This window comes from Bacillus sp. FSL R10-2201 (genome assembly GCF_038008665.1).
Classification (GTDB): Bacteria; Bacillota; Bacilli; order Bacillales; family Bacillaceae_G; genus Bacillus_A; species Bacillus_A mycoides.
On record NZ_JBBOZP010000001.1, the window covers coordinates 2785565 to 2806923 of the forward strand.

The 21359-nt window shown below is 35.1% G+C and carries 17 protein-coding genes, 2 pseudogenes and 3 other annotated features; of the genes and pseudogenes, 4 read left to right on the plus strand and 15 right to left on the minus strand.

Features of this window, described 5'->3' with window-relative positions:
- Nucleotides 1–187 precede the first annotated feature (187 nt).
- The 4 genes from NSQ69_RS14435 to NSQ69_RS14450 all read right to left on the minus strand — a co-directional run bounded on the left by NSQ69_RS14435 (nt 188) and on the right by NSQ69_RS14450 (nt 5978).
- Nucleotides 188–3304, minus strand: coding sequence for an MMPL family transporter (locus NSQ69_RS14435; RefSeq protein WP_341099424.1), 3117 nt, complete (start codon nt 3302–3304; stop codon nt 188–190).
- Between the two features lie 251 nt (nt 3305–3555).
- Complete coding sequence (locus NSQ69_RS14440) at nt 3556–4122, minus strand: TetR/AcrR family transcriptional regulator (protein WP_002013443.1); 567 nt, start codon at nt 4120–4122, stop codon at nt 3556–3558.
- A gap of 126 nt (nt 4123–4248) precedes the next feature.
- Entirely contained in the window at nt 4249–4704 is a 456-nt protein-coding gene (locus NSQ69_RS14445; protein ID WP_002127860.1) for an NUDIX domain-containing protein, read from the minus strand.
- Between the two features lie 110 nt (nt 4705–4814).
- A complete protein-coding gene (locus tag NSQ69_RS14450) occupies nt 4815–5978 on the minus strand; it encodes a GNAT family N-acetyltransferase (protein WP_002168166.1) in 1164 nt (387 codons plus the stop codon).
- A gap of 127 nt (nt 5979–6105) precedes the next feature.
- Here NSQ69_RS14450 and NSQ69_RS27750 point away from each other — a divergent pair.
- A pseudogene (locus tag NSQ69_RS27750) lies at nt 6106–6223 on the plus strand (IS1595 family transposase); the annotation flags it as partial.
- Between the two features lie 45 nt (nt 6224–6268).
- Here NSQ69_RS27750 and NSQ69_RS14455 read toward each other — a convergent pair.
- The 7 genes from NSQ69_RS14455 to NSQ69_RS14485 form a co-directional block, all read right to left on the minus strand.
- The gene (locus tag NSQ69_RS14455) at nt 6269–6775 is read right to left on the minus strand and encodes a SpoIIAA family protein (protein ID WP_033734078.1); all 507 of its coding nucleotides are present in this window, start codon (nt 6773–6775) and stop codon (nt 6269–6271) included.
- Nucleotides 6776–6792: 17 nt separating this feature from the next.
- The gene (gene aroA, locus NSQ69_RS14460; RefSeq protein WP_003189969.1) at nt 6793–8082 is read right to left on the minus strand and encodes a 3-phosphoshikimate 1-carboxyvinyltransferase; all 1290 of its coding nucleotides are present in this window, start codon (nt 8080–8082) and stop codon (nt 6793–6795) included.
- 16 nt (nt 8083–8098) lie between these two features.
- Entirely contained in the window at nt 8099–9199 is a 1101-nt protein-coding gene (tyrA, locus tag NSQ69_RS14465) for a prephenate dehydrogenase (RefSeq protein ID WP_002131144.1), read from the minus strand.
- On the minus strand, nt 9192–10292 hold the full coding sequence (hisC, locus tag NSQ69_RS14470) for a histidinol-phosphate transaminase (RefSeq protein ID WP_002066031.1): 1101 nt from the start codon (nt 10290–10292) through the stop codon (nt 9192–9194). Before hisC ends, tyrA begins: the two co-directional genes overlap by 8 nt.
- 18 nt (nt 10293–10310) lie before the next feature.
- Nucleotides 10311–11483 carry a chorismate synthase gene (gene aroC, locus NSQ69_RS14475; RefSeq protein ID WP_002013434.1) on the minus strand — a complete coding sequence of 391 codons (1173 nt, stop codon included), beginning with the start codon at nt 11481–11483 and terminating at the stop codon, nt 10311–10313.
- Between the two features lie 53 nt (nt 11484–11536).
- Nucleotides 11537–11756 (minus strand) — a binding site (T-box leader).
- Nucleotides 11757–11778: 22 nt separating this feature from the next.
- Nucleotides 11779–12855 carry a bifunctional 3-deoxy-7-phosphoheptulonate synthase/chorismate mutase gene (locus tag NSQ69_RS14480; RefSeq protein WP_002013433.1) on the minus strand — a complete coding sequence of 359 codons (1077 nt, stop codon included), beginning with the start codon at nt 12853–12855 and terminating at the stop codon, nt 11779–11781.
- 194 nt (nt 12856–13049) lie between these two features.
- Nucleotides 13050–13286, minus strand: a binding site (T-box leader).
- A 54-nt stretch (nt 13287–13340) separates the two neighbouring features.
- Nucleotides 13341–13577, minus strand: a binding site (T-box leader).
- Between the two features lie 108 nt (nt 13578–13685).
- Nucleotides 13686–17198, minus strand: coding sequence for a DUF4020 domain-containing protein (locus tag NSQ69_RS14485; protein ID WP_341099425.1), 3513 nt, complete (start codon nt 17196–17198; stop codon nt 13686–13688).
- Nucleotides 17199–17348: 150 nt separating this feature from the next.
- Here NSQ69_RS14485 and NSQ69_RS14490 point away from each other — a divergent pair, with 150 nt between their 5' ends.
- Nucleotides 17349–17786: a YndM family protein gene (locus tag NSQ69_RS14490; RefSeq protein ID WP_002127868.1), complete on the plus strand. Its 438-nt coding sequence runs from the start codon at nt 17349–17351 to the stop codon at nt 17784–17786.
- 181 nt (nt 17787–17967) lie between these two features.
- On the opposite strand, the gene NSQ69_RS14495 is transcribed toward NSQ69_RS14490, so the two are convergent.
- The 3 genes and pseudogenes from NSQ69_RS14495 to NSQ69_RS14505 all read right to left on the minus strand — a co-directional run.
- Nucleotides 17968–18492, minus strand: a complete 525-nt coding sequence (locus NSQ69_RS14495) for a cysteine hydrolase family protein (RefSeq protein WP_002127870.1) — start codon at nt 18490–18492, stop codon at nt 17968–17970.
- Nucleotides 18493–18534: 42 nt separating this feature from the next.
- Nucleotides 18535–19074 (minus strand): GNAT family N-acetyltransferase, encoded by a 540-nt coding sequence (locus tag NSQ69_RS14500; protein WP_341099426.1) that lies wholly within the window; start codon nt 19072–19074, stop codon nt 18535–18537.
- Nucleotides 19075–19096: 22 nt separating this feature from the next.
- Nucleotides 19097–19395 (minus strand): annotated as a pseudogene (locus tag NSQ69_RS14505) (YfzA family protein); the annotation flags it as partial.
- A gap of 209 nt (nt 19396–19604) precedes the next feature.
- On the opposite strand from NSQ69_RS14505, the gene NSQ69_RS14510 reads away from it, so the two are divergent.
- Together NSQ69_RS14510 and NSQ69_RS14515 are read left to right on the plus strand one after the other, a co-directional pair.
- Nucleotides 19605–20024, plus strand: coding sequence for an SgcJ/EcaC family oxidoreductase (locus tag NSQ69_RS14510; RefSeq protein WP_002127872.1), 420 nt, complete (start codon nt 19605–19607; stop codon nt 20022–20024).
- A 120-nt stretch (nt 20025–20144) separates the two neighbouring features.
- Nucleotides 20145–20648 (plus strand): kinase, encoded by a 504-nt coding sequence (locus NSQ69_RS14515; RefSeq protein ID WP_002127873.1) that lies wholly within the window; start codon nt 20145–20147, stop codon nt 20646–20648.
- A 29-nt stretch (nt 20649–20677) separates the two neighbouring features.
- Here NSQ69_RS14515 and NSQ69_RS14520 read toward each other — a convergent pair whose 3' ends face one another.
- On the minus strand, nt 20678–21352 hold the full coding sequence (locus tag NSQ69_RS14520) for a hypothetical protein (RefSeq protein ID WP_016120402.1): 675 nt from the start codon (nt 21350–21352) through the stop codon (nt 20678–20680).
- Between the last annotated feature and the right edge of the window lie 7 nt (nt 21353–21359).

Here is a 21359-nt window from a genome sequence, read left to right on the forward strand (position 1 = left end):
CGGTTGATTAGCTTTCTACAACGAAATCGAATAGTTTTTATCCATTCCCCTAGCTATTTTTTGTATATCATCGACTTCTTTCTAATATCCCTATTCGCTTCTCATTCTGTAATACATTGAATCATTTTTTCATTTCATATTTTATATACAAAAAACCTGTAGAGAAAACATTCCCTACAGGTTTTTCTTATTTCGTATTCATTATTTTCTCTTTATAACTCTTCAATTTACTCGTCAATCCTATTAAAGCAGGTAACAATATCGGCATTACAATTAAAGCTAATAGTAAAAGAGCAACGCCAACAACGGATGCTACTTGTATAAGTGTCAATACTCCTGAAGGAATTAACGCTGCAAATGTCCCTCCTAAAATAAGTGCCGCTGATAATACGACTCCTCCTATGTGACGAGATGCATTTACAATTTTCGTTACTGAATCCCCTTCTAGCTCATTGTATCGCATCATAACGAAGATGCTATAATCCACTCCTAAAGCGACAATCATAATGAAGCTAAAGAATGGAACATTCCAGCTTAATGACCCTATGTTTAATACATGTGCACTAATTTGTTCACTTATACCAAGTGATGCAAAGTACGCTAAAATTAACGACCCAATAATAAAGATTGAGTTTAAGAATGAGCGTGTAATCACGATTAATACAAGCGACATCCCTAATAACATAATCGTAGCAGTACGTAGGAAATCTTGCCCGGTTACTTCTTTTAAATCAACGTTTCTAGCTGTTGTCCCGCCAATTGCTTTTTTCGCATCATTTAGTTCTGTTCCCTTTAACGTACCATCTATCGTTTTATTAATTTCTTGAATGATAGGCATCGCTTCTTTTGAATACGGGTTTACGTCTAAAATAATTGTCATTTTAGCAATCTTTCTATTATGTGACATGTACGTATTCAATGCTTTTTGGAAATCTTCTCCTTCTAAAACTTCTTTCGGAATATAAAATTTCTCAGAGCTTTTCGACTCATTTAACTCTCCTAAATATTTTTGAGCGTCACCTAGACCGTTACTTACTTTTCCTAACCCCTCTGTACTTTTAGATAAACCTGATTGCAATTGCCCCATCTTTTCTTGTAAATCTTTCAGTCCAGTTAATAACTGTCCTTGCCCATCGTTTATTTTCATTAATCCAGATTGTAAGTCAGCCGATTTGTTCGAAATTTGTTTTGAACCTGTAGCTCCTTCGTTCAATCCATTTTTCAGTTCAGCAGCTCCTTTTTGTAGTTGCGTTACTCCATTGTTCATTTCCTTTAAACCATTATCTACTTTTAATAATGATTGATTTGCTTCTTTAAATGAACTCATCGCTGCTTTGTGCTGCGTCGCTAATTGATTTAATTCATTTGAAAGAACACTCAATTGCTTCTGAGCTTCTTTTGCAATTCCTAATGTTTGCTGCACATTAGGATCATTTGCTAATTCTGGTTTTGTTTGAATGAAATTGTTCATTAACGTTTCAATTTGTTCATATCCTTTTTTCGCACCATCAATCGCTTGAGAAATACTTCCGAAATATTGATCGTACGAACTTAAACCTTTTTCTAACTGAGCATAACCAGCATGAAGCTGCGAAGTTGCATTTGACAGGGCATTGATATTTCCGTTTAATGATGCTAGCCCATCCTCTATTTGCTTCGCTCCTTGTGCTCCATTGTTTATTCCATTCGATAATTGATTTAAAGCTGTCCCTAATGCTGATACGCCATTTTTCGCTTCATTTGTTCCATCAATTAACTTTTGAACATTTGCAAGACTATTTGAGTCATTACTACCCATTTTATCTTTCGCATCAGTTAATCCTTCATTAATTTCTTTTATGCCACCATTTGCATCTCCTAAGCCTGTATTCAATTCTCCGGCTTGTTTATTTATATATAATTCTTTAATCTTATCTCCAGTTGGACGCGTCGGTGAATATACTTCTGAGACTCCTTTAACTTTCGAGATTTTATCAGTAAGTTCATCTAAAGTTTGTAAAGAATTCGCCTCATCTAACTTTTTATCCGATTGAATGACTAACGTACTTGGTGAAGAAAAACCAGGCGGAAAATGCTCTTCTATTACGTTAATCCCCATTTTTGATTCATATTTATTATCCACTTCAAATAAATCATTGTAATTAAGCGTGTTAGAATATTTTAATACGAATGGAATCGATATCACGAATACGATAATTAAAGCGATAAATGGTCTTGCTACTGAATTTTTCGCAAAGAATCCCCATAAACGACTATCCTCATGTCCTTTAAATGTTTTAACTGGATAAAACATTCCTTTTCCTAAAAGCACCATGAAAAATGGATTTAAAGTGGTTAATACGAGTAGTAGTACTGCGACACCAATTGCTACCGCTGAAGTAGATTGATATAATTTAAAACTTGCTAAAGCAAGAGATGCAAAGCCAATTAGTACTGCTATCCCGCTATATAAAACGGTTTTACCTGCCGATTTAAACGTTTCTTTCGTAGCTAAATATGCATTTTCTTGTTTACTTAATTCTTCTTTAAATCTCGTATATAATAAAATGTTATAGTCTGTTCCTACTCCAAACAGGACGACAACTACAAACACTTGCGTAAAGTTTGAAAACGGAAAATTAAATTGATCAACAAGATGGGCAATAATCCCCATTGAAATTAAATACGAAACACCAACTGTAAGAAGAGAAATAATCGGAACGACTGGTGAACGGAATACAATGATTAATACTACAAGAATGAAAATGATCGAAATAACTTCTGTCTTTTTCACGCCCTCTTGAGAGGATGTAAGAAAATCACCCGCTATTAAATCACTTCCTGTTAAGTACGTTGTAACTCCTTTCGTTTGTACTTTTTTATGAAGATTTTTTACAATTTTTGGTATTTTACCATGTTTTTTATCTACCGATATTTGCGTTAAAATAGTCGTATTATCTTTAGAAACTAATTGTTTCTCCAGTTCTTTATTATCTAAATGTGAAACGACTTCCTTAATTCCTAATTGCTCTTTTTCATTTTGCAGGGCATTGATCGTTTTCGTTATTTCCTCTTTTTGCTCATTTGTTAAAGCCTTCTTACTTCCACTATTAAAGACAGCTATAATTTCATACTTTTCAGCCCCTTCTTTATCCATCTCCTTTATCATCTTGTCAGCAATACTGCTTTGTTCTGTATTAGGAATCGTGATTTGCCCTTTTTCCTTCACTAACTGATCCATATTAGGCATCGTTACGATCATTGCAATAGTAATAACTATCCATAATAGAAAAGATAAACTTCTCCAACTTTTTAGCTTGCTCATTTGAATCATCTCCTGTTATTAGAGTTTCATGGTGCATAGAGAATGAATATTCATTCCCTGTTTTTGAAAACATCATTTCGGAATGAACGTTCATTCCTATTATCCTATTAAATTATTTTTCAATTCTATTAAATCACTCCCTGCGGAATGAATATTCATTCCTTTAATTGTACAGACATATCATCTCCTGTAATCGTTTTTATATTTATTTAGGAATGAATGTTCATTCCTGTCCTTATAAAGCTATAGAATCAAATGATTCTAATAGCATTCCAAGAGCTCTCTTCCAATTCTTTTACTAATTCTTTTGAGTATTCTAACTGCCCTGTCGCCATTACTTTTATTAATTTTTCAAGCGGTTGATATACAATAATAATTAAAGCAATTATAGGCAATGGACGAAGAAAACCTTTTTCGATTCCATCTTCAATAATATTCATAAAGAAGCCTATAAAATCGTCAAATATTTTCTTACTCTGTTCATCAAGAAAATAACTATCACAGTGCGAATTTGTAAAAAGAAAAGCATCCACATTGTTTCTCGCAAATTCAAATAAACGGTTATACGTATGACTAAACTGTTCTCGAATATTTGCTTCAACAGGAAAATCAGTTTTTATTGTTTCAGATAGCTGTAGCATGCTTTTTGAAAATAATGAGTTAACGAGTGCCTCTTTATTTTCAAAATAGCGATAAATAGTACCAGCGCCGACATTTGCTTTTTCAGCGATCATCGGAATTGTCGTACCATCGTAACCACGCTCTGCGAAAAGTTTTATAGCAGCATCAAAAATATCCTCTTGCTTATTTTTAGCCATTTTTCTCACCTCAATTTTCAGGAATGAAAATTCATTCCGTTTATAATTATAAATTACATGGATTAAAAGTCAAGTGTGTAAATACGCTATTGAAACATTTATCAAATAACACACTCAATTAAGATATTAATACATTTTTTGCGTTATCCCATCAAAAAATTTCTTTGTATCATCATGACTTAAAACCCTCAATACATCTTGTATCTTAAAAAATTGAACTTGACTTATTTCATTATCTTTTGGATGTAAATCTATTCTGTCACCTATATATTCTACATAAAACATAGTAGTTTCTTGCTCTTCATATCCAATTTTCATTTTGAGTTCTTCAGGAAAGCCAAAGCAAATTTTATCTTCAAATTGTTTTATAACTTTAAACTTTGTAGATCCAGTTTCTTCTTCCAGCTCTCTCAAAATAGCACTCTCTAAATCATTATCTGTATGTTTCACTCCACCTTTAGGAAAATCCCATTCCCCCTTTGACATAGCATATTCTCCATCTATGTCGCTAATTTTCACCTTATGTACCAATAAAAATTCACTGTGTTGGAATACGACCGCACCTACGGCTTGCCTAATCATTTTACTTTTCCTCCTAAAACAATGATTTCACTCTATTAAATAGAAAAGTACTATAATAAAAAGTTTATCATTATAGTACTTTGTTACTCATACATAGCACATGACATTAATTAAAAGAAATCATAAATAAACGGCTTACGCACCGGCACTACATTCTCAAATGCACGTATCTCCTCTTCGCTACCGCTTATTAAGTCTATTTCATTTAATTCTAGCGGTCGCTTGTAACCAAACATAATAGTAGATAACGCATTAATATCGATTTGAATTCCATTTTCTTTTGCTGTTTCTTCTTTAACGATTGTTATTTCATTATTTTTAAGTTGAACCGTTACGTTATTCCACGGAGCAAATGAATCTGTAATATGTAAAATTACTTCTTTCTCTTCGTTGTTCCAGTTCCATTCATATTGTTTGAAAAACTGTTCTACATCTACAATTCTTCCCATGAAATATGGAGTTACTTCTGCTTTTACTCGTGGTTCTTGTAATGTGTAAAGAAGTGGTTCTGTCTCACTTAGTATCATTTCTAGATCTTTAATCATAGAATCATGTTGGCAAATGAAATTCCAAAGGCCATTTCTCGCTTCATTATGTAATGGGACAAATTCTTTTACTGTCATTTTAGAATTCTCTATTTTGTATAAAATGTAACCAGCCGCCGTTTTATTTTCATCATAGTAAACTGCCAATGTTAAATCATGATACACCGCTTGTAGCCACCATTTACGTCCGCGAACTAACATACCAGAAAATCGTTCTGCAAATGTTTCATATAGATTCTCTACTTCTTCTGGATGATTATCTTTACTAAAACGTTTCACTGTACCATTCACTTGTTTTTTAATTATTAAATCGCTCTTTGTCATCTGACATACGATTCGATTCGCACAAAGTTCCCAGCCGTATTTACGATAAAATGAAACTGCAAATGGATGTAACATCGATACACTATATCCATCTCTTTTCATAGTTTGTAGTGAATGCTGAAGTAACTCTTTTACATATCCACTTCTTCTATATTCCGGATACGTCGCTACCCCCGCAACGCCGCCCATTTTAAACTTTTCTTTTCCTATGTAAATATGAAAAGGAATTAAGTGCAACTTTGCAGCTAACTCTTCTCCTTCCATAATACCGTATATTTGATGGCTTTCCTTCATTCGTGTAATTTGCTGCTCTACTCGTTCTTCATTTGCTTTATATTGAAAAGCATATTCTGATAAACGTAATGCTTCTCTAAACTTATCTTCTTTTAATTGTATAACGTTCATATATTTCTCCTCCATTCCTCGTTTGAATTATACCACAATTCAAACTATTATAATTCGGTAAGTGAAATTACGAGGATGTTTCAACAAAAGATATCGATTTAGAAACAATCTAACATAAAGGCTCTTTTCAACTGCTTTCTATTGGCGGCATAAGAATATTAAACGCCTTGCGTTCTCTTGGGTTTGCGAAGCTAAGAGGTACCATTGAAAGTGATGAAACTTATGACAACGGCAACATTACGGGCATAAAAAAAACCAGTTGATTGAGAGAAACTGGTTCAATAAAGGTTTTATATTGGATATTCATTCAACCAAATTAATGCTTGTTCATAATCATCGAAAAATTTTACGGATTCTTTTGTATTGGATTGTTGTAAATAATTCATTATCTCCCCTTCTTCAAGGAGAAACGCAATTGCCTTACTGTGATTCAAAATGGTTTCATTGAAGAACTTATCTTTCCATGCTTTTTGAACAGAAAAATGATCTGGCGTGTATCCTTTTCTATCCACCAACAATTTGTATTTCCGACCCTCGGAAATGAATTGCTGACAAACCTGCTCGAAGCCATTAAACCATTCATAAACATCAGCTGTATTAATCTTGCCAATTAGATGGGTAACAATTAAATCCCCTGAAACTGTTGTGCTGATATTCTGTTTACTCAACTTGGAACCATCTCCCTTAGTTACAATTATGCGTAAAAATCTCATAAAATCAATAAGGATAAAATTCTTACGTAATAAAGCAACATTATTTAAGAAAAAAGCCAACATAAAAAAGCAGATACATTGCATATCTGCTTCTCATCACTTTATTTAGCTAACGTTTGCAGTTCTTCAAAAAATGTAGGATACGATACACCTACTGCTTCTGCATCTTCAATCGTTGTTTCTCCTTCAGCTATACAGCCGGCAATCGCAAGCATCATTCCAATGCGGTGATCACCGTGACTATGTACTGTATTTCCTTTTAGCTTACATTTACCGTAAATAATCATTCCGTCGTCGGTCGCTTCAATACGAGCTCCTAGTTTCGTTAGTTCAGCAACGACTGTATCGATACGATTCGTTTCTTTCACTTTTAGCTCGTGTGCATCTTTAATGACTGTAATTCCATCTGCTTGTGTTGCCGCTAAAGCGATAATTGGGATTTCATCAATCAGTCGTGGAATGATATCTCCACCGATTTCGATTCCTTTCAGCGGCGATGTTTCAATTGTAATATTTGCAGCAGGTTCTGATGCTCCTTCGTTAATCTGCTCTACAGTAAACGTAGCGCCCATTTTCTCAAGAACATCAATAATACCTGTACGAGTCGGATTCATTCCCACATTTTGTAATAGTAGTTTACTATTTGGAATAATTGCACCTGCTACTAAGAAAAATGCCGCTGATGATACATCACCTGGCACTTGAACATCTGTTGCGGTTAACTTCTGTCCTCCTGCTAGTTTCACTGTTTTCCCCACGCGAGTTACTGTAACGCCAAACGCCTCAAGCATTCTTTCTGTATGATCGCGGGAAATATGAGGTTCTGTAACAGCTGTTACACCTTCTGCGCGAAGGCCTGCAAGTAAAATAGCTGATTTCACTTGCGCACTTGCTACCGGTGAAGTATATTCAATCGCCTTTAAATTCCCGCCTCGTATTGTGAGCGGCGTAAACGTTCCGTCTTTTCGGCCATCAATTTTTGCACCCATTTGCTTTAGTGGATTTGTTACACGTTGCATCGGTCTCTTCGCAATTGAAGCATCACCTTGCACGCAAGAAAAGAATGGTGTGTTTGCAAGTATTCCTGACATTAATCGAATCGTTGTACCAGAATTACCAACATCTAATACAGCTTTTGGCTCTTGTAAACCTTCTAATCCTGTTCCAATTACCGTAACTTCGTCTCTATTTTGTGTAATCTCTACTCCCATTTCTTTAAAACAAGAAATAGTACTTAAACAATCCGCACCAGGAAGAAATCCTTTAATTGTTGTTTTACCTTCCGCGATTGCGCCAAACATGACAGCGCGATGGGAAATTGATTTATCTCCAGGGATTGTAATTTTGCCATTCAATCCGTTATTTACAGTTTGTACTGTTTTTTCTTTCACGTTGTCACCCTCCTCATTAAATTGTTTCATACGTTTGGTATTCTTCTTTTCCGAGCGCAATTTTTGCCTGCGTTCGATCCTCTTCTCTTTGGAAACTAATTCGTAAAACTCCGAGCAATCCTTCTCGCGCTTCTAATATTTGCAAGTTCGTAATACTAATTTCTTCTTCTGCTAGAATGCTTGTGATATGGGCTAATGCCCCTACTTTATCTAAAACGTCGACGTATAAGTCGTGATAGGCAGGAATCGCCCCTCTTTTTCGAACTGGTAAAGAGTCACGATATTCTTTCGCATCTGCAAAATAACTTTGTATTTCTCCTGCATCTCCTTTAGAAACCGTCTTATATAGCTCTTCCATTTCTGAAATCCATTCTTCTAATAGTTCCAATAAATGCCCTCGATTTTGCTTTACGATATCACTCCACATTTTCGGACTACTTGATGCAATACGTGTTATATCTTTAAATCCGCCTGCCGCTAGTTGATGAATAAGCGGATTATCACCAGCATGTTTCTCAACTTGTTTTACTAATCCTGCTGCAATTAAATGTGGGAAATGACTAACTATTCCTGTTATATAATCATGTTCTTTTGTATTTAATACAAGAAAATGAGAGCCTGTTCCTTTTAACCATTCTTTCAACTCTTCTACTCGCTCATCTAATACATGATTCATCGGTGTTAAAATGTAAAATGCATTTTCAAATAAATGCGCCTTCGCACTTTCAACTCCTGTTTTGTGAGAACCTGCCATCGGATGTCCGCCGATAAATGAAACTTGCTTTGTTAATAAAGCTTCTGCTTCATTCATGATTGTCCCTTTCGTACTTCCTACATCGGTAACAATGACATCTTCTCGTAAATGAAATGATGCAAGTTTGTGTAACAACTTTTTCGTTTCTTCAACTGGAGAGGCAAATACAATTAAATTTGCCTCCTCACATGCACGCTGTAAATCTACTGCTACTTCATCAACTACATGTAATTCTTTTGCGCGCTCTACTTGCTCTTTAAATATGTCATAACCGATAATCGTTACATCGTGCTCTTTTTTAATCGCTAATGCAAGAGAGCCTCCTATTAATCCAGTACCGATTAATACTACCTTTTTACACATTTGCCTCATCTCGAGACTTACCTTTTTTATTTTCAAAGTGTTGTTTTAACACTGAAATCACTCCTTCATTTTGTTCCCTAGTTCCGATTGTAATACGAACACCATTTGGGAACGGACGAATAATAAACCCTGCATGCGCACAAGCTTCATAAATTTCCCCAGCATCATCTACCGGCAAGAAGATAAAGTTCGTTTGCGACGGATAAAATGGAATTTCATTTTCTGTACAAAAACTCTCGTATTGTTGTAATCCTTCTGTATTAACACGAACTATTTCTTCAATAAACGCTTCATCGTTAAAAGCAATCGTCGCTGCTTTTTGCGCTAATGAAGATACGTTAAATGGCAAACGTACGACATTTAATTTCTCGATTAACTCTTCCTGTCCAATCGCATAACCAACGCGGAAAGAAGCTAATCCGTACGCTTTAGAAAACGTTCTAAGTACAAGAATGTTGTTATGTTTTTCTAGAAGCGGTAATGTCTCAGGGAAATCTTTTGCTGTTACGTATTCATAGTACGCTTCATCAATGACAATTAACGTATTTTCACTAATGCTTTCAATGAATTGAGTCAATTTTCGCTCATTCACATATGTGCCTGTCGGGTTGTTCGGATTACAAATCCATACGATTTTTGTATGTTCATCAACTGCTGAAGAAATTTCATCTAGATCATATACACCGTTCTTTAAAGCAATTTCTTTCACTTCACAGCCTTCAATAATTGCATGATGACGGTACTGAGGGAATGTCGCGCCAGCAGTTACGATATTATCTCCTTTACAGAGCACTGCACGACTTATAATTTGAATGACTTCATCAAGTCCACTACCACAAAGCACTTGTTCCATTTGCACTTGTAATTTCTCTGCAATTGTTTGTCGGAGTACTTCAGCACCTCCGTCAGGATATAAAGCATGTTCCTGCCACGATTTTTGTAATTCTCCTAAAACACGAGGTGAACAGCCAAATGGATTTTCATTTGATGCTAACTTAACAAATGAATGATTCCCGTATACTTCTTTCATTTGCTCTGGTGATTTACCTGGTTTATACGGTTGTAATGATGATAGTTGATCTTTTACTCGCATGTTAAATCCACCTTTTCATTAAAATTCTTTTGCGTATTTGTTATGTTGCGAAATATTTTGTTTTAGTAATTCCATGCGATCTTTTCCGAATTGCTCGACTAGTGCACCGGCAAGTTCCCATGCAACGACAGCTTCAGCTACAACACCTGCTGCTGGTACTGCACAGCTATCAGATCTCTCAATACTCGCTTGGAACGCTTCTTTCGTATCAATATCTACGCTTGCTAACGGTTTATATAATGTAGGAATTGGCTTCATTACGCCTCTTACGACAATTGGCATACCTGTTGTCATACCGCCTTCTAAACCGCCGGCATTATTCGTATTTCTCGTGTATCCTTTTTCTTCATCCCATAAAATTTCATCGTGCACTTTACTTCCCGGCTGTCTTGCCGCTTCAAAACCAATTCCGATCTCAGCACCTTTAAACGCATTCACGCTCATAATAGCACCGGCAAGTTTTGCATCTAATTTGCGGTCGTAATGAACGTAGCTACCAACTCCAATTGGCATTCCTTCTGCAATGACTTCGACAATACCGCCTATAGAATCTCCGCTACTTTTCGCATCATCAATCGCATTCATCATTTCTTGTTCTACTTCTTTATCTAAACATCGAACTGGTGAATTTTCAGTTATCGTTTGAATTTCTTCAATTGGTAAGTTTGAAATACGCTTCGCTTGTACCCCACCAATTTCAAGAACATGTCCTGCGATTTCCACACCTAGTTCTTTCAAAATTTGTTTCGCAACTGCACCAGCAGCAACACGAACTGTCGTTTCTCTTGCAGAAGAGCGCTCTAATACGTTTCTTATATCACGATGGCCGTATTTAATTGCCCCGTTTAAATCCGCATGTCCTGGACGTGGTTTCGTTATAGTACGTTTCATTTCTTTACTTTCTTGCTCCGAAATTGGTTCAGCACCCATTACTTTCGTCCAATGTTTGAAATCATCATTTTTTACGATTAACGTAATTGGTGAACCAAGTGTCATTCCGTGACGTACACCACTTGCAATTTCAACTGTATCTGTTTCAATTTGCATGCGTCTTCCGCGCCCATGCCCTTTTTGTCTTCTTAATAATTCTTTATTAATATGTTCCGCTGTTAATGTTAAACCTGCTGGTACACCTTCTAAAATAACTGTTAACTGCGGCCCATGTGATTCTCCAGCTGTAATGTATCTCATTTCTCTTGCCCCTTTACTATTTTTTTGTACAAAAAAGTCCCTACTGAGCGCTCAGTAGGGACGATGTTTATCGCGGTACCACCCTAGTTGTAGACTTCTTTCGTCTACCTCTCTTCTTCTTTAACGATCGTTTGACCGTCTTTCTCTCCAAAAGTTGGCGGGAAAGATGCTCCAAGGCTGTAATTCATGCTTACCTTTGTACTGATTCACACCGGCCATCAGCTCTCTTTAACAGTGAGATAAGCACTACTGTTTCCTCTTCAGCGCATTTATGATATGGAATTATGATATGGAATTAAGATAATTTATTTTTGAAACCTTTTAACTCATCCATGAATCTATGGAATTCTGGAATATCCATTTGTTGCGCAGAATCTGATAACGCAACTGCTGGGTCTGGATGAACTTCAGCCATTACTGCATCTGCTCCAATTGCAAGTGCCGCTTTCGCTGTTGGTAATAATAAATCTCTACGTCCTGTTGAATGTGTTACGTCAACGATAACTGGTAAATGTGTTTCTTTCTTTAAAATCGGTACTGCTGAAATATCTAATGTGTTACGTGTCGCTCTCTCGTATGTGCGAATACCGCGCTCACAAAGAATAATTTGGTCATTACCTTGTGCAATAATGTATTCCGCTGCATTAATGAACTCATCAATTGTTGCTGCTAATCCACGTTTTAATAATACTGGCTTATTAACTTTACCTACAGCTCGTAGTAAATCGAAGTTTTGCATGTTACGTGCTCCAACTTGAATTACATCAACGTATTCTAGCGCCATTTCTACGTCATTCGGATTTAAAATTTCACTAATAATCGCTAAGTCGAACTCATCTGCTACTTGTCGTAAAATTTGTAAACCTTCTACTCCTAAACCTTGGAAATCGTATGGAGACGTTCTCGGTTTGAAAGCACCGCCGCGCATTAATTTAAGTCCTTGATCTTTCATCGCTTGCCCTACTTGGCGAACTTGCTCTAAACTTTCTACCGCACAAGGTCCCATGATGAACGTTTGTGTTCCGTTTCCAATCAATTCACCTTTAACATTAACAATTGTATTTTCTTTTTTCTTTTTACGTGAAACTAGTAATGCTTTACGGTTATCATCTTCTTGTAATTCTAAGCTTGCTTTGAAAATCGTTTTGAAAATATGTTGAATCGTTGACGTTTCGAATGGTCCTTCGTTATGCTCTGCAAGCATATCAAGTACTTCACGCTCACGTACTGGATCAAAGCGTTTCGTACCTTGTACTTGTTTTTGCTCCCCAATCTTTTGAACGATTTCACCGCGTTTGTTTAATAGGTGTAATAGTTGTAAGTTAATTTCATCTACCTGTTTACGTAATTGATCTAATTCATGATTTGCCATTTGGAAATCCTCCTCTAATGTTTTAAAAGTATAGTAAGAGAATAAAAAATTCTCTATTTTCTGAACTGGTTAATTATACAAATTTAAAGTGGAATCGATACCTCTTCTTATTTTAAACTAATAATTACCATAAAGACACTAACTACTAGTTAATAAGCCACTTTTTTGTACAAAAAAGCCCTACTGATTCAATCAGTAGGGACGATATTTATCGCGGTACCACCCTAGTTGTAGACTTATTTCGCCTACCTCTCTTCATTGTTAACGATCATCTGACCGTCTTTCCCTTCATAAAGACAATAACTATCTTTACTACGAAAAAGATGCTCCAGGACTGTAATTCGCTCTTGTTTTTGTACTGGTTCACACCAACCACCAGCTCTCTGTTACAGGGAAACAACAACTACTGCTTTTCCTTTCAATGCATGACTATTTTATTTTCAAGTTGGACCACTAAAATACAAAAAGTCCCTACTGAATAAATCAGTAGGGACGATATTTATCGCGGTACCACCCTAGTTGTAGACTATATTTCTGTCTACCTCTCTTCACTGTTAACGATCATTTGACCGCTTTTCCTTCATAAAGACAATAGTATCTTTACTACGAAAAAGATGCTCCAAGACTGTAATTCATGATTATCCCTGTACTGGTTCACACCAACCACCAGCTCTCTGTTACAGTAAGACTAACCACTACTGTGATCTCTTCATTGCACTTTGTTTATTCAAATGTTTTTGAAATTGAATAAGTATGATTCGTATTATAGAACGCTTTTCAAAACACTGTCAATAACTTTTTATATATTTTTTTAAAATTCCACTTCCGCCCTATGATTCCTCTTGTAAATTCTCCGTTACGATTCCGATGCGAATTATTTCATTTTCTATTAAATTTAATACATGTCTTTCTACTTCATACCTGGTTAATAGTTCTTTTACTTGTATGATCTCACTTTCAAGTAAATCGGCTTCTTGACACGTCTGCAGTAAAGTGAAAAACACATTTGCATACAATTCTTTATACGCTTTCATACGCTCTTTCTTTTCAAGTATCTCTATAAACAACTGTTTCATTTCTTCTTGATTAGATTGTCCTTCCACATCTTGAAATTTACTAGAAATAATATTTAATCCTTTTTCTAAAACCTCATCCATGCATAAAACAATACGTAAAAGCATCATATATTCTCTCGTTGTTATTACGCCCATTTTCGGACGTTCTCTTAAAAACACACTAAGCCACGCTGTCCAAAATTTTTGTTGTTCCTTACCACTTAACGTTTTTACGTAGTAGCATAAATACTGCATAAATTTAATTTTATTCTCTTCGTTTTCTTGCATCAAAAGTGGATATAACCAATCTGTTTTTTGCTCCCAATATAATACGCATTTAATAAATACAAAGCTAAGCCATTTTAAAAATGCTTCTCTCGTATATGGATGTAGTGCATCTAAATGTTCTACTGCATACTTAATATATCGTCTTATTTCTGTAAACAAAGGTAGATTAATTTGCGTATAACATAATCCCGCCCACGCATATTTCGTAAGCTCACTTTCTTTCTTTAAATCTAAGTAAGGTAGTACATTTTTCCGACACCATTGCTTCTCAATATGGTATAAAAACGTAATATCTGCTGTTAAACGAGCTAACATAAAGTTCGTTCGTTCCGAAGTAACCCTTACCTGTTCTTCAAATAAAAATAAATATTCATATACATTGCGATCATATAAGTGATCGTACGCTAACAGTTTTAGCAATACAGCTGTCATCTTCCCAACAGGATGCTGTATAGACTCATTGTAAAACTCTTGTTTTCCAATTTTAAAATCTGTTTCCCCTCTCATAACATGTGGAAATACTGAAAAAGCAAAGCTCTTTACAACCCGTATACTGTTTTCTTCTAGCTCTTCTAATCGATTGCTAATTTCATATAGAAAACTACTAATTAGCCAATGAAAAGCAGTATTTCTAATAAATTTCTGCAATAACGGAATGATTTTTTGAATTTGTTCATTCGTCAAATTCCGGTTATTTCGCCACTCTCTTATACACACAAACCATACTTCATTACTAATTTCGTGCACGCCTACTAGTTGATAAGCAAACGAAATACTCCACTCTACATTCAATTTACACGCTTTTGATAACATCTCTAAAAAATGGCGTTGTTCAAAAACACCGTCTCTTGAAAATTGCCGAACTTGCTCCATTATTTCATCGTCTTTCAGCTGTAGTAATCCATCAGCTGTTACATTGCATGTAATACGTTGTTCATTTGCCTCTTTCTTTGGAACACTGTATAGATCTGAATAAAAATGGGGGTGTTTCTGTTTCATTAGCTCGTATCCTTCCGCCGTACACTTACTATTCGAATCACACGTGAATAGTAAGTCTAATACAAGACAAGCATCAAACGCCCTCTCTTCTGCAAGATACTCTAATACATGTTGAATTACTTCTTCTTTCGTTTCCTCTAAAGCATCTGCGTAATAATTCTTTAAAAGTTGAAACACTTCATGTTTACATGTGAAATCTAACAGAACATCTACATGTAACAACCACTTCAGTTTGTCATCCGCTGTAACGAATACATTATTAATCATTGCTTCAATTGCAATTCGCATTTGAAGTACACTATCAGTTTCTATCATTTCTGTAATATAATGATTTGCTTTTTTCTCATTGTTTTCACATAAATATGTAAGACACTCTTTTACAATTTGAATTAAAAATGTAAAATCATTTTGCTGTAACTCCTGCTCTGAAATTTCTCTATCTCTTCTTTTCAGTGCATTTTGTCTTAATGACAATAGTTGTATCTTTTCTAACCCCGTAACCATAATCGGATTTGCGTAGTAAGCGATATGTGGTCTCATTTTCTCTTTCCAAATTCGCTCCACATGAGAAAAAATAGGCATCGGTATACGACTCGATTCCTCGAGTTCAATCGACTCTTGCGTATCATTTCCCCATCTTCTTACACGCTTCAATTTAAGTTTCCCATCTAAAATAAACGTTAATAGCAACAAGCCAATTTCTTTATGCTCAGGGAAAGAACATTTTTGCAATAAATATGTGATTATTTCAATAGAGCTACTATCTTTCTCTGCTGTTTCTAATAAAAGCAATGTCCATCTTGCAAACAACAAAGGGTCCATCGTTTCTTTCGTTTCGTTTAAGTAACTACAAATTGTTCGCCACCATAACGGGGATATTTTAGAATGATTTTTAAAAATCAATTGAAATAGTTCTTTTTGATGACTAAATAGAAATTGCTCCACTAACCATTCCGCAAGCAATTCATCTACTTCATCATAATTTGCTGTAAGCAGAAATAAATTTCTTAGTTTCCCTTCTGCTTCAAGCCATTCCACCCATTCATAATCACGAGCAAATTCAACGAAGTACCGAACGGTTTCAATTTTTTTTATTGACTGTTTTATATAGGATAATTGCTCCTGCTCTACTGATGGAGGAACGGTTACAATATCACGAATACGCATTCTTTTCGTAATATAATTATCCCCCATTAATTCCGCCCACCGCTTCACCGCTTTCACAAGCGCCTGATGATTATTTGCTTTATTCGGATACACAATCGGTCTTATCCCTAAATGCTCCCAATGATATGTATTATCACCTTGTGCGACGAAAGCATAACGCCTTGTACTCGGTGGTAAGCCTGTTGCTAAATATTTCATTACAGGATCATTATGACTATACCCAACGAATAAAACAGTGTAATTTGAGAATAGATCAACTAAAAATCGTCTCGCCCACCCTTCTGTTAGGTAAGCCCTTCCAAAATCACCATCCGTTAAAATTAAAGCTTCTTTCTCTTGTTCTACATTCCCATGTATGTAAGCCAACCCTTTAAACGCTCTCCCTGTCGGTAAAGCAGGTGCATAATAAATATTCAGCTCTCTATTCATTTCTGTAATTACAGACGTAAAATGTTGATCAAAGTTTGTCGTTACAATTCGAACATCCGTATCTAACGGAAACAGCCTTGGAATCGCATAGTGTAATGGATTTGGTTTTGATTTTTCTATATTAACGAGGTCTCTTGCAACTTGATGCACATCTTTCGTTTTCGCAATTTTACCGAGATAATAATCGTGGGGTTCTGTCATCTCACGCCTTTCGACATATAAAGCTTTCGAAATTTCATCAACTAAATCATCGAAATTCGGTAAGTTTGATTTCCCCTTCATAGAAACTCCTGCTCCAACGAATAATACTAACTTACCTTGTTCAAGGTGATCGATTAACTCATCTGGAATTTCTACTTCTGAAGTTATCCACATCCCGGATTCCCCCTTACCTAAAAATGTCATACGCTCTCATTTCACTATAACATTTTTTGATTATTTTTTTAATATTTAGATAAAATTTCAGCATGATAAAGTTTTATATAAATTAAACCGTTCCAATGTATGAACTCCTGTATTTATTGTAAAACTATGTATAAATGGGAGGTGTAAATATTGAATGATATTACTGTAATACTTATCAAATTTATATCATGCATCATCGCTTTTAGTATCGGACTAGCTCTATTTTTCCCAGCAACGCTCGTCCAAATCATTTCTTTTAGTCTCTTCGTCACAATCATTTCTTATATGTTTGTTGATAAAATTATTTTAAATCGAATTGGCAATTCCGCTGCCATTATGACGGATTTCTTACTTACGTACTTAAGTGTTTGGATTTTCGGTAATATTTTATTAGACAACTACATGCAAATTGCATGGGGCAGTATCCTTTCTGCCATCGTCTTTACATTATCAGAAGTAATCGTCCATCGCTTTTCTAATTCCCACACAAGGCACAGCAATGATAACATTCGAATTAATCGCCGGTTTGCATATGGTACCGAGTTTGCTGAAGAACAGAATGTGTTGGATAAAGATAAGAAGAAATAACGTTTTGGTGAAGGAGTACCCTTGTTGATAATGTGGTACTCCTTTTTGTTTTTTTGTGATATCAATACGGTGAATGAAATTATATCAACAATTCGACAAGAAATATCGATTTATCGACAAAGTTTGATAGCCTATCTTCAAATAAAAAAGCTGCCCCATTAAGAGACAGCAACTTCTGTAATTACGCTTTTACTTTTAAATCTTTTAACGTAATAACATCTGCAAATGATCCAAATACAACATTATGATGTTTTACAATATCTTCAGCGCGTAATACATCTGTGTCAAATGTGCTATGTGCATCACTTACTAATGTTACTTTATACCCTTCACTAAACGCTCTTCGCGTTGTCGTATCAACACAGTACTCTGTTTGCATTCCTGAAATAATAACATGCTCAATTCCTTTTTCTTGTAACAGTTCGTTTAGGTTTGTCTTATGGAATGAATCTGGCGTCGTCTTTTCAACGATACTATCACCATCTTGTGGTGCAATCGCTGCATGTACTTGCCAGCCAGCTGTACCTTTTTCTAACGGGTGATTTTTTGGCCCATTATGTTGTACATAAATAATCGGAATACTATTTGAACGACATTCCTCAATAAGATTTTGTAATGTTTCTAAAAACTTTTCCCCATTATGTACTGGCATTCCTGCTGTATACATACCCACTTGCACATCAATAACTATTAATGCTTTTTTCATTTCACACAGCTCCCTTTGTTTGTATAAGCCTTTGCATATTCATTATGATAGTTTAAATTCTATCATCCAACAATCTTCTAATTTCCCCTCATGTAACTCATGTTCCTTTAAAATCTTCACCTTTTTAAATCCACATTTTTCATAACAGCTTATCGCACGTTCATTATTTACTCTAGGATCCATCGCTATCGCTTCTGCTCCTAAACTCTCCATAATGTATGTACTTGCTGATTGAACAAGTTTTGTGCCAATTCCTTTTCCCCAATACACTGGTTCACCGATGAATTGGTCCATGCCCCATATATTTTGTGATTCTTCATATCCATATAAAGCTTTCCATTCAGAATCAACAGGATACATTTGTATATAACCGATCGATATTTCATTGAATTCTACTAGACATCGTTTTTCATTACTATTTGGATTATGTATAAAATGTTCAAGTGCATTCTCTATAGATTGCGGATTATCTCTTCCTTCGTAGTACTGCAGGACTTCTGGATCTGTTAACCATTTTGAAATGATAGATGCATCGTTTTTTGTTACGTATCTAACCGATAAATTTTCTTTTTGAAATAGCATATTACACCTCTTTGTTAATAGCTTAAATCTTTGTATTTTCCCTTGATGTTAAATCTTTAATTGTGCCTATTAATGCATATATAGTAGTAATGCAATGATAAAAAATGCTGTATACAAGTTAAATTGTGAAGTTTTATACGGAGCAAATGTTTCTGTAAAGAACTGTGAGTTCATAATTCTTTCAAATAATCCCCCTTCACTAAATTTCGGAGGCCACCATGAGTTTAAGTCACAGAAGAAAAATATGAATTGCATAACAAGAAATGCAAAAAGAGTGCATACCCAGTCTCGCTTCCAAAAAGACTGAGCCTTTTTTGTTACTTACTCTATTTAACATCCCTCTTTATTATCCATTACATTGATTATATACTTAACCTTATTTAATTATCGAAAAATTCATTTCATTCCCCTTGCTACAAATCATACTTCCGCCTATATTCTAATTAAAATAAATACTACTATCGTTGGAGGATAATGTGATTTTCCCGTAATAAAATAAAAGTAATAAACAATAAATTGGAGGAATTCACATGACTAAATACTATAATTCCAAAGAAGAATTACAATTAGGGATGAAGCACATTGAACAAACCATTCATGAAGTTGAAGCTGCATTCAATAAACATGATGCCGATGAACTTGATCGTCACTTTACATTACACGCTTCATGGGTAAATGTCTTAGGAATTCGCCTCTCGGGCTGGAAACAAATCAATGAAGCTCACAAAATTCTTTTAGCAGGACCACTTCACAACTCTTATGCACAGTATGAAATTGAAGACATTCATTTCATACGTTCCGATGTAGCTATCGTACACATTAAACAATATCCAACAACTTCTGAAGGAACGATAATAGAAAATGAACAAAGTAGCCTCGCTATGTATGTTATGGTTAAAGAAAAAGATACGTGGAAAATTGCATCTGGACAAAATACATTCGTACAATAACTCTTCGCATAACACCACTCGTTTACAAAGCTAAAATAAGCTCTGTAAACGAGTTTATTCTGAAAATCTAATATAGCCCTACTGAAAATTGTCTAATAAAAACACATAGGAGATGAGACTTTGAAATCAACATTAATCATTCTTCGAGGGAACTCCGCAAGCGGTAAGACAACAATCGCAAAAGAATTACAAGAACATTTCGGTCACGGAACACTTCTAGTCTCTCAAGATGTCGTTCGTAGGGAAATGCTAAAAGTTCACGACACATTGGGCAACCTATCTCATGATTTAATTTTTGAGATTACGAAGTACGGAAAAGGAAAATGTGAATTTGTCATTTTAGAAGGTATATTAAACAGTCGTAGATATGGAGATATGTTGAAAGAATTAATACATTATTTTGACGGAAACGCATATACATATTACTTCGATTTATCGCTAGATGAAACAATTAAACGGCATAATACGAGAGAAAAACGACTTGAATTTGGAGAAGATTTATTGAGGAAATGGTATAACCCGCACGATACAATTGAAGTTGATAAAGAAACTATTTTTACAGATGATTTCATTCAAAAAGACATCTTTCATGCGATTCTTAATGATGTGACACATCAAAAATAAGACTGACTTTTTATGTCAGTCTTATTCTTTTATATTCCTTGAATTTCAGTTTTCATAACGGAACAATCTTTACATACATAATAATATATATTCATTTCCCCAAACTGGAAATCAACTACTGAAATAAGTTCCCGTTCTTCAAGATCTTGTGTAATTGTAGCAACATATTTCATCTCTTTCGAACAAGTTGGACATCCTAAATCTTCTGGAACATCATCGTATAGGGGCGCTCCTACCAATCTACATACATATTCCGAACCGAATAAGTCAAAAGCTTCCCAGTAACTATCTTCATCAGTAGGTATATCTTCATTTTTCATATTCGTTAGCTTTACATTAGTTTTTGGAAGATTGACCGGTAGCTTATACTCAGCTTCCATAATCCACTCTTCCGTATTGTCTTGTTTTATTATTTGTACCGTTTTGCCCCCATTACTTAATTGAAAATATTGCGGCTCCCACACCATCGCACAATTCAAGCAAGAGATGAATGGTAATACAATCAATTCATCATTTTTAAGTTCAGCAAGTTTCTCATCTTTCAAATCAAAACAAAAAATTTGATGCATTTTCTCACCGCATAACTTACACAATGGTACTTCACAATCTTGACCACCGAAATAATGATTATATGAATCTTTCCCTTCCATTACTCTATACCCTTTTATTCCATCCCAATGTTCGCCATATAATTCCATTGTCATATTCTAT

Bases quoted from the DNA above. Each gene is read 5' to 3' on its own strand.
- NSQ69_RS14435 (WP_341099424.1), bottom strand. From the start codon at position 3,304: ATGAGCAAGCTAAAAAGTTGGAGAAGTTTATCTTTTCTATTATGGATA.
- NSQ69_RS14440 (WP_002013443.1), bottom strand. From the start codon at position 4,122: ATGGCTAAAAATAAGCAAGAGGATATTTTTGATGCTGCTATAAAACTT.
- NSQ69_RS14445 (WP_002127860.1), bottom strand. From the start codon at position 4,704: ATGATTAGGCAAGCCGTAGGTGCGGTCGTATTCCAACACAGTGAATTT.
- NSQ69_RS14450 (WP_002168166.1), bottom strand. From the start codon at position 5,978: ATGAACGTTATACAATTAAAAGAAGATAAGTTTAGAGAAGCATTACGT.
- NSQ69_RS14455 (WP_033734078.1), bottom strand. From the start codon at position 6,775: ATGCAATGTATCTGCTTTTTTATGTTGGCTTTTTTCTTAAATAATGTT.
- tyrA (WP_002131144.1), bottom strand. From the start codon at position 9,199: ATGTGTAAAAAGGTAGTATTAATCGGTACTGGATTAATAGGAGGCTCT.
- hisC (WP_002066031.1), bottom strand. From the start codon at position 10,292: ATGCGAGTAAAAGATCAACTATCATCATTACAACCGTATAAACCAGGT.
- aroC (WP_002013434.1), bottom strand. From the start codon at position 11,483: ATGAGATACATTACAGCTGGAGAATCACATGGGCCGCAGTTAACAGTT.
- NSQ69_RS14480 (WP_002013433.1), bottom strand. From the start codon at position 12,855: ATGGCAAATCATGAATTAGATCAATTACGTAAACAGGTAGATGAAATT.
- NSQ69_RS14485 (WP_341099425.1), bottom strand. From the start codon at position 17,198: ATGACATTTTTAGGTAAGGGGGAATCCGGGATGTGGATAACTTCAGAA.
- NSQ69_RS14495 (WP_002127870.1), bottom strand. From the start codon at position 18,492: ATGAAAAAAGCATTAATAGTTATTGATGTGCAAGTGGGTATGTATACA.
- NSQ69_RS14500 (WP_341099426.1), bottom strand. From the start codon at position 19,074: ATGCTATTTCAAAAAGAAAATTTATCGGTTAGATACGTAACAAAAAAC.
- NSQ69_RS14510 (WP_002127872.1), top strand. From the start codon at position 19,605: ATGACTAAATACTATAATTCCAAAGAAGAATTACAATTAGGGATGAAG.
- NSQ69_RS14520 (WP_016120402.1), bottom strand. From the start codon at position 21,352: ATGACAATGGAATTATATGGCGAACATTGGGATGGAATAAAAGGGTAT.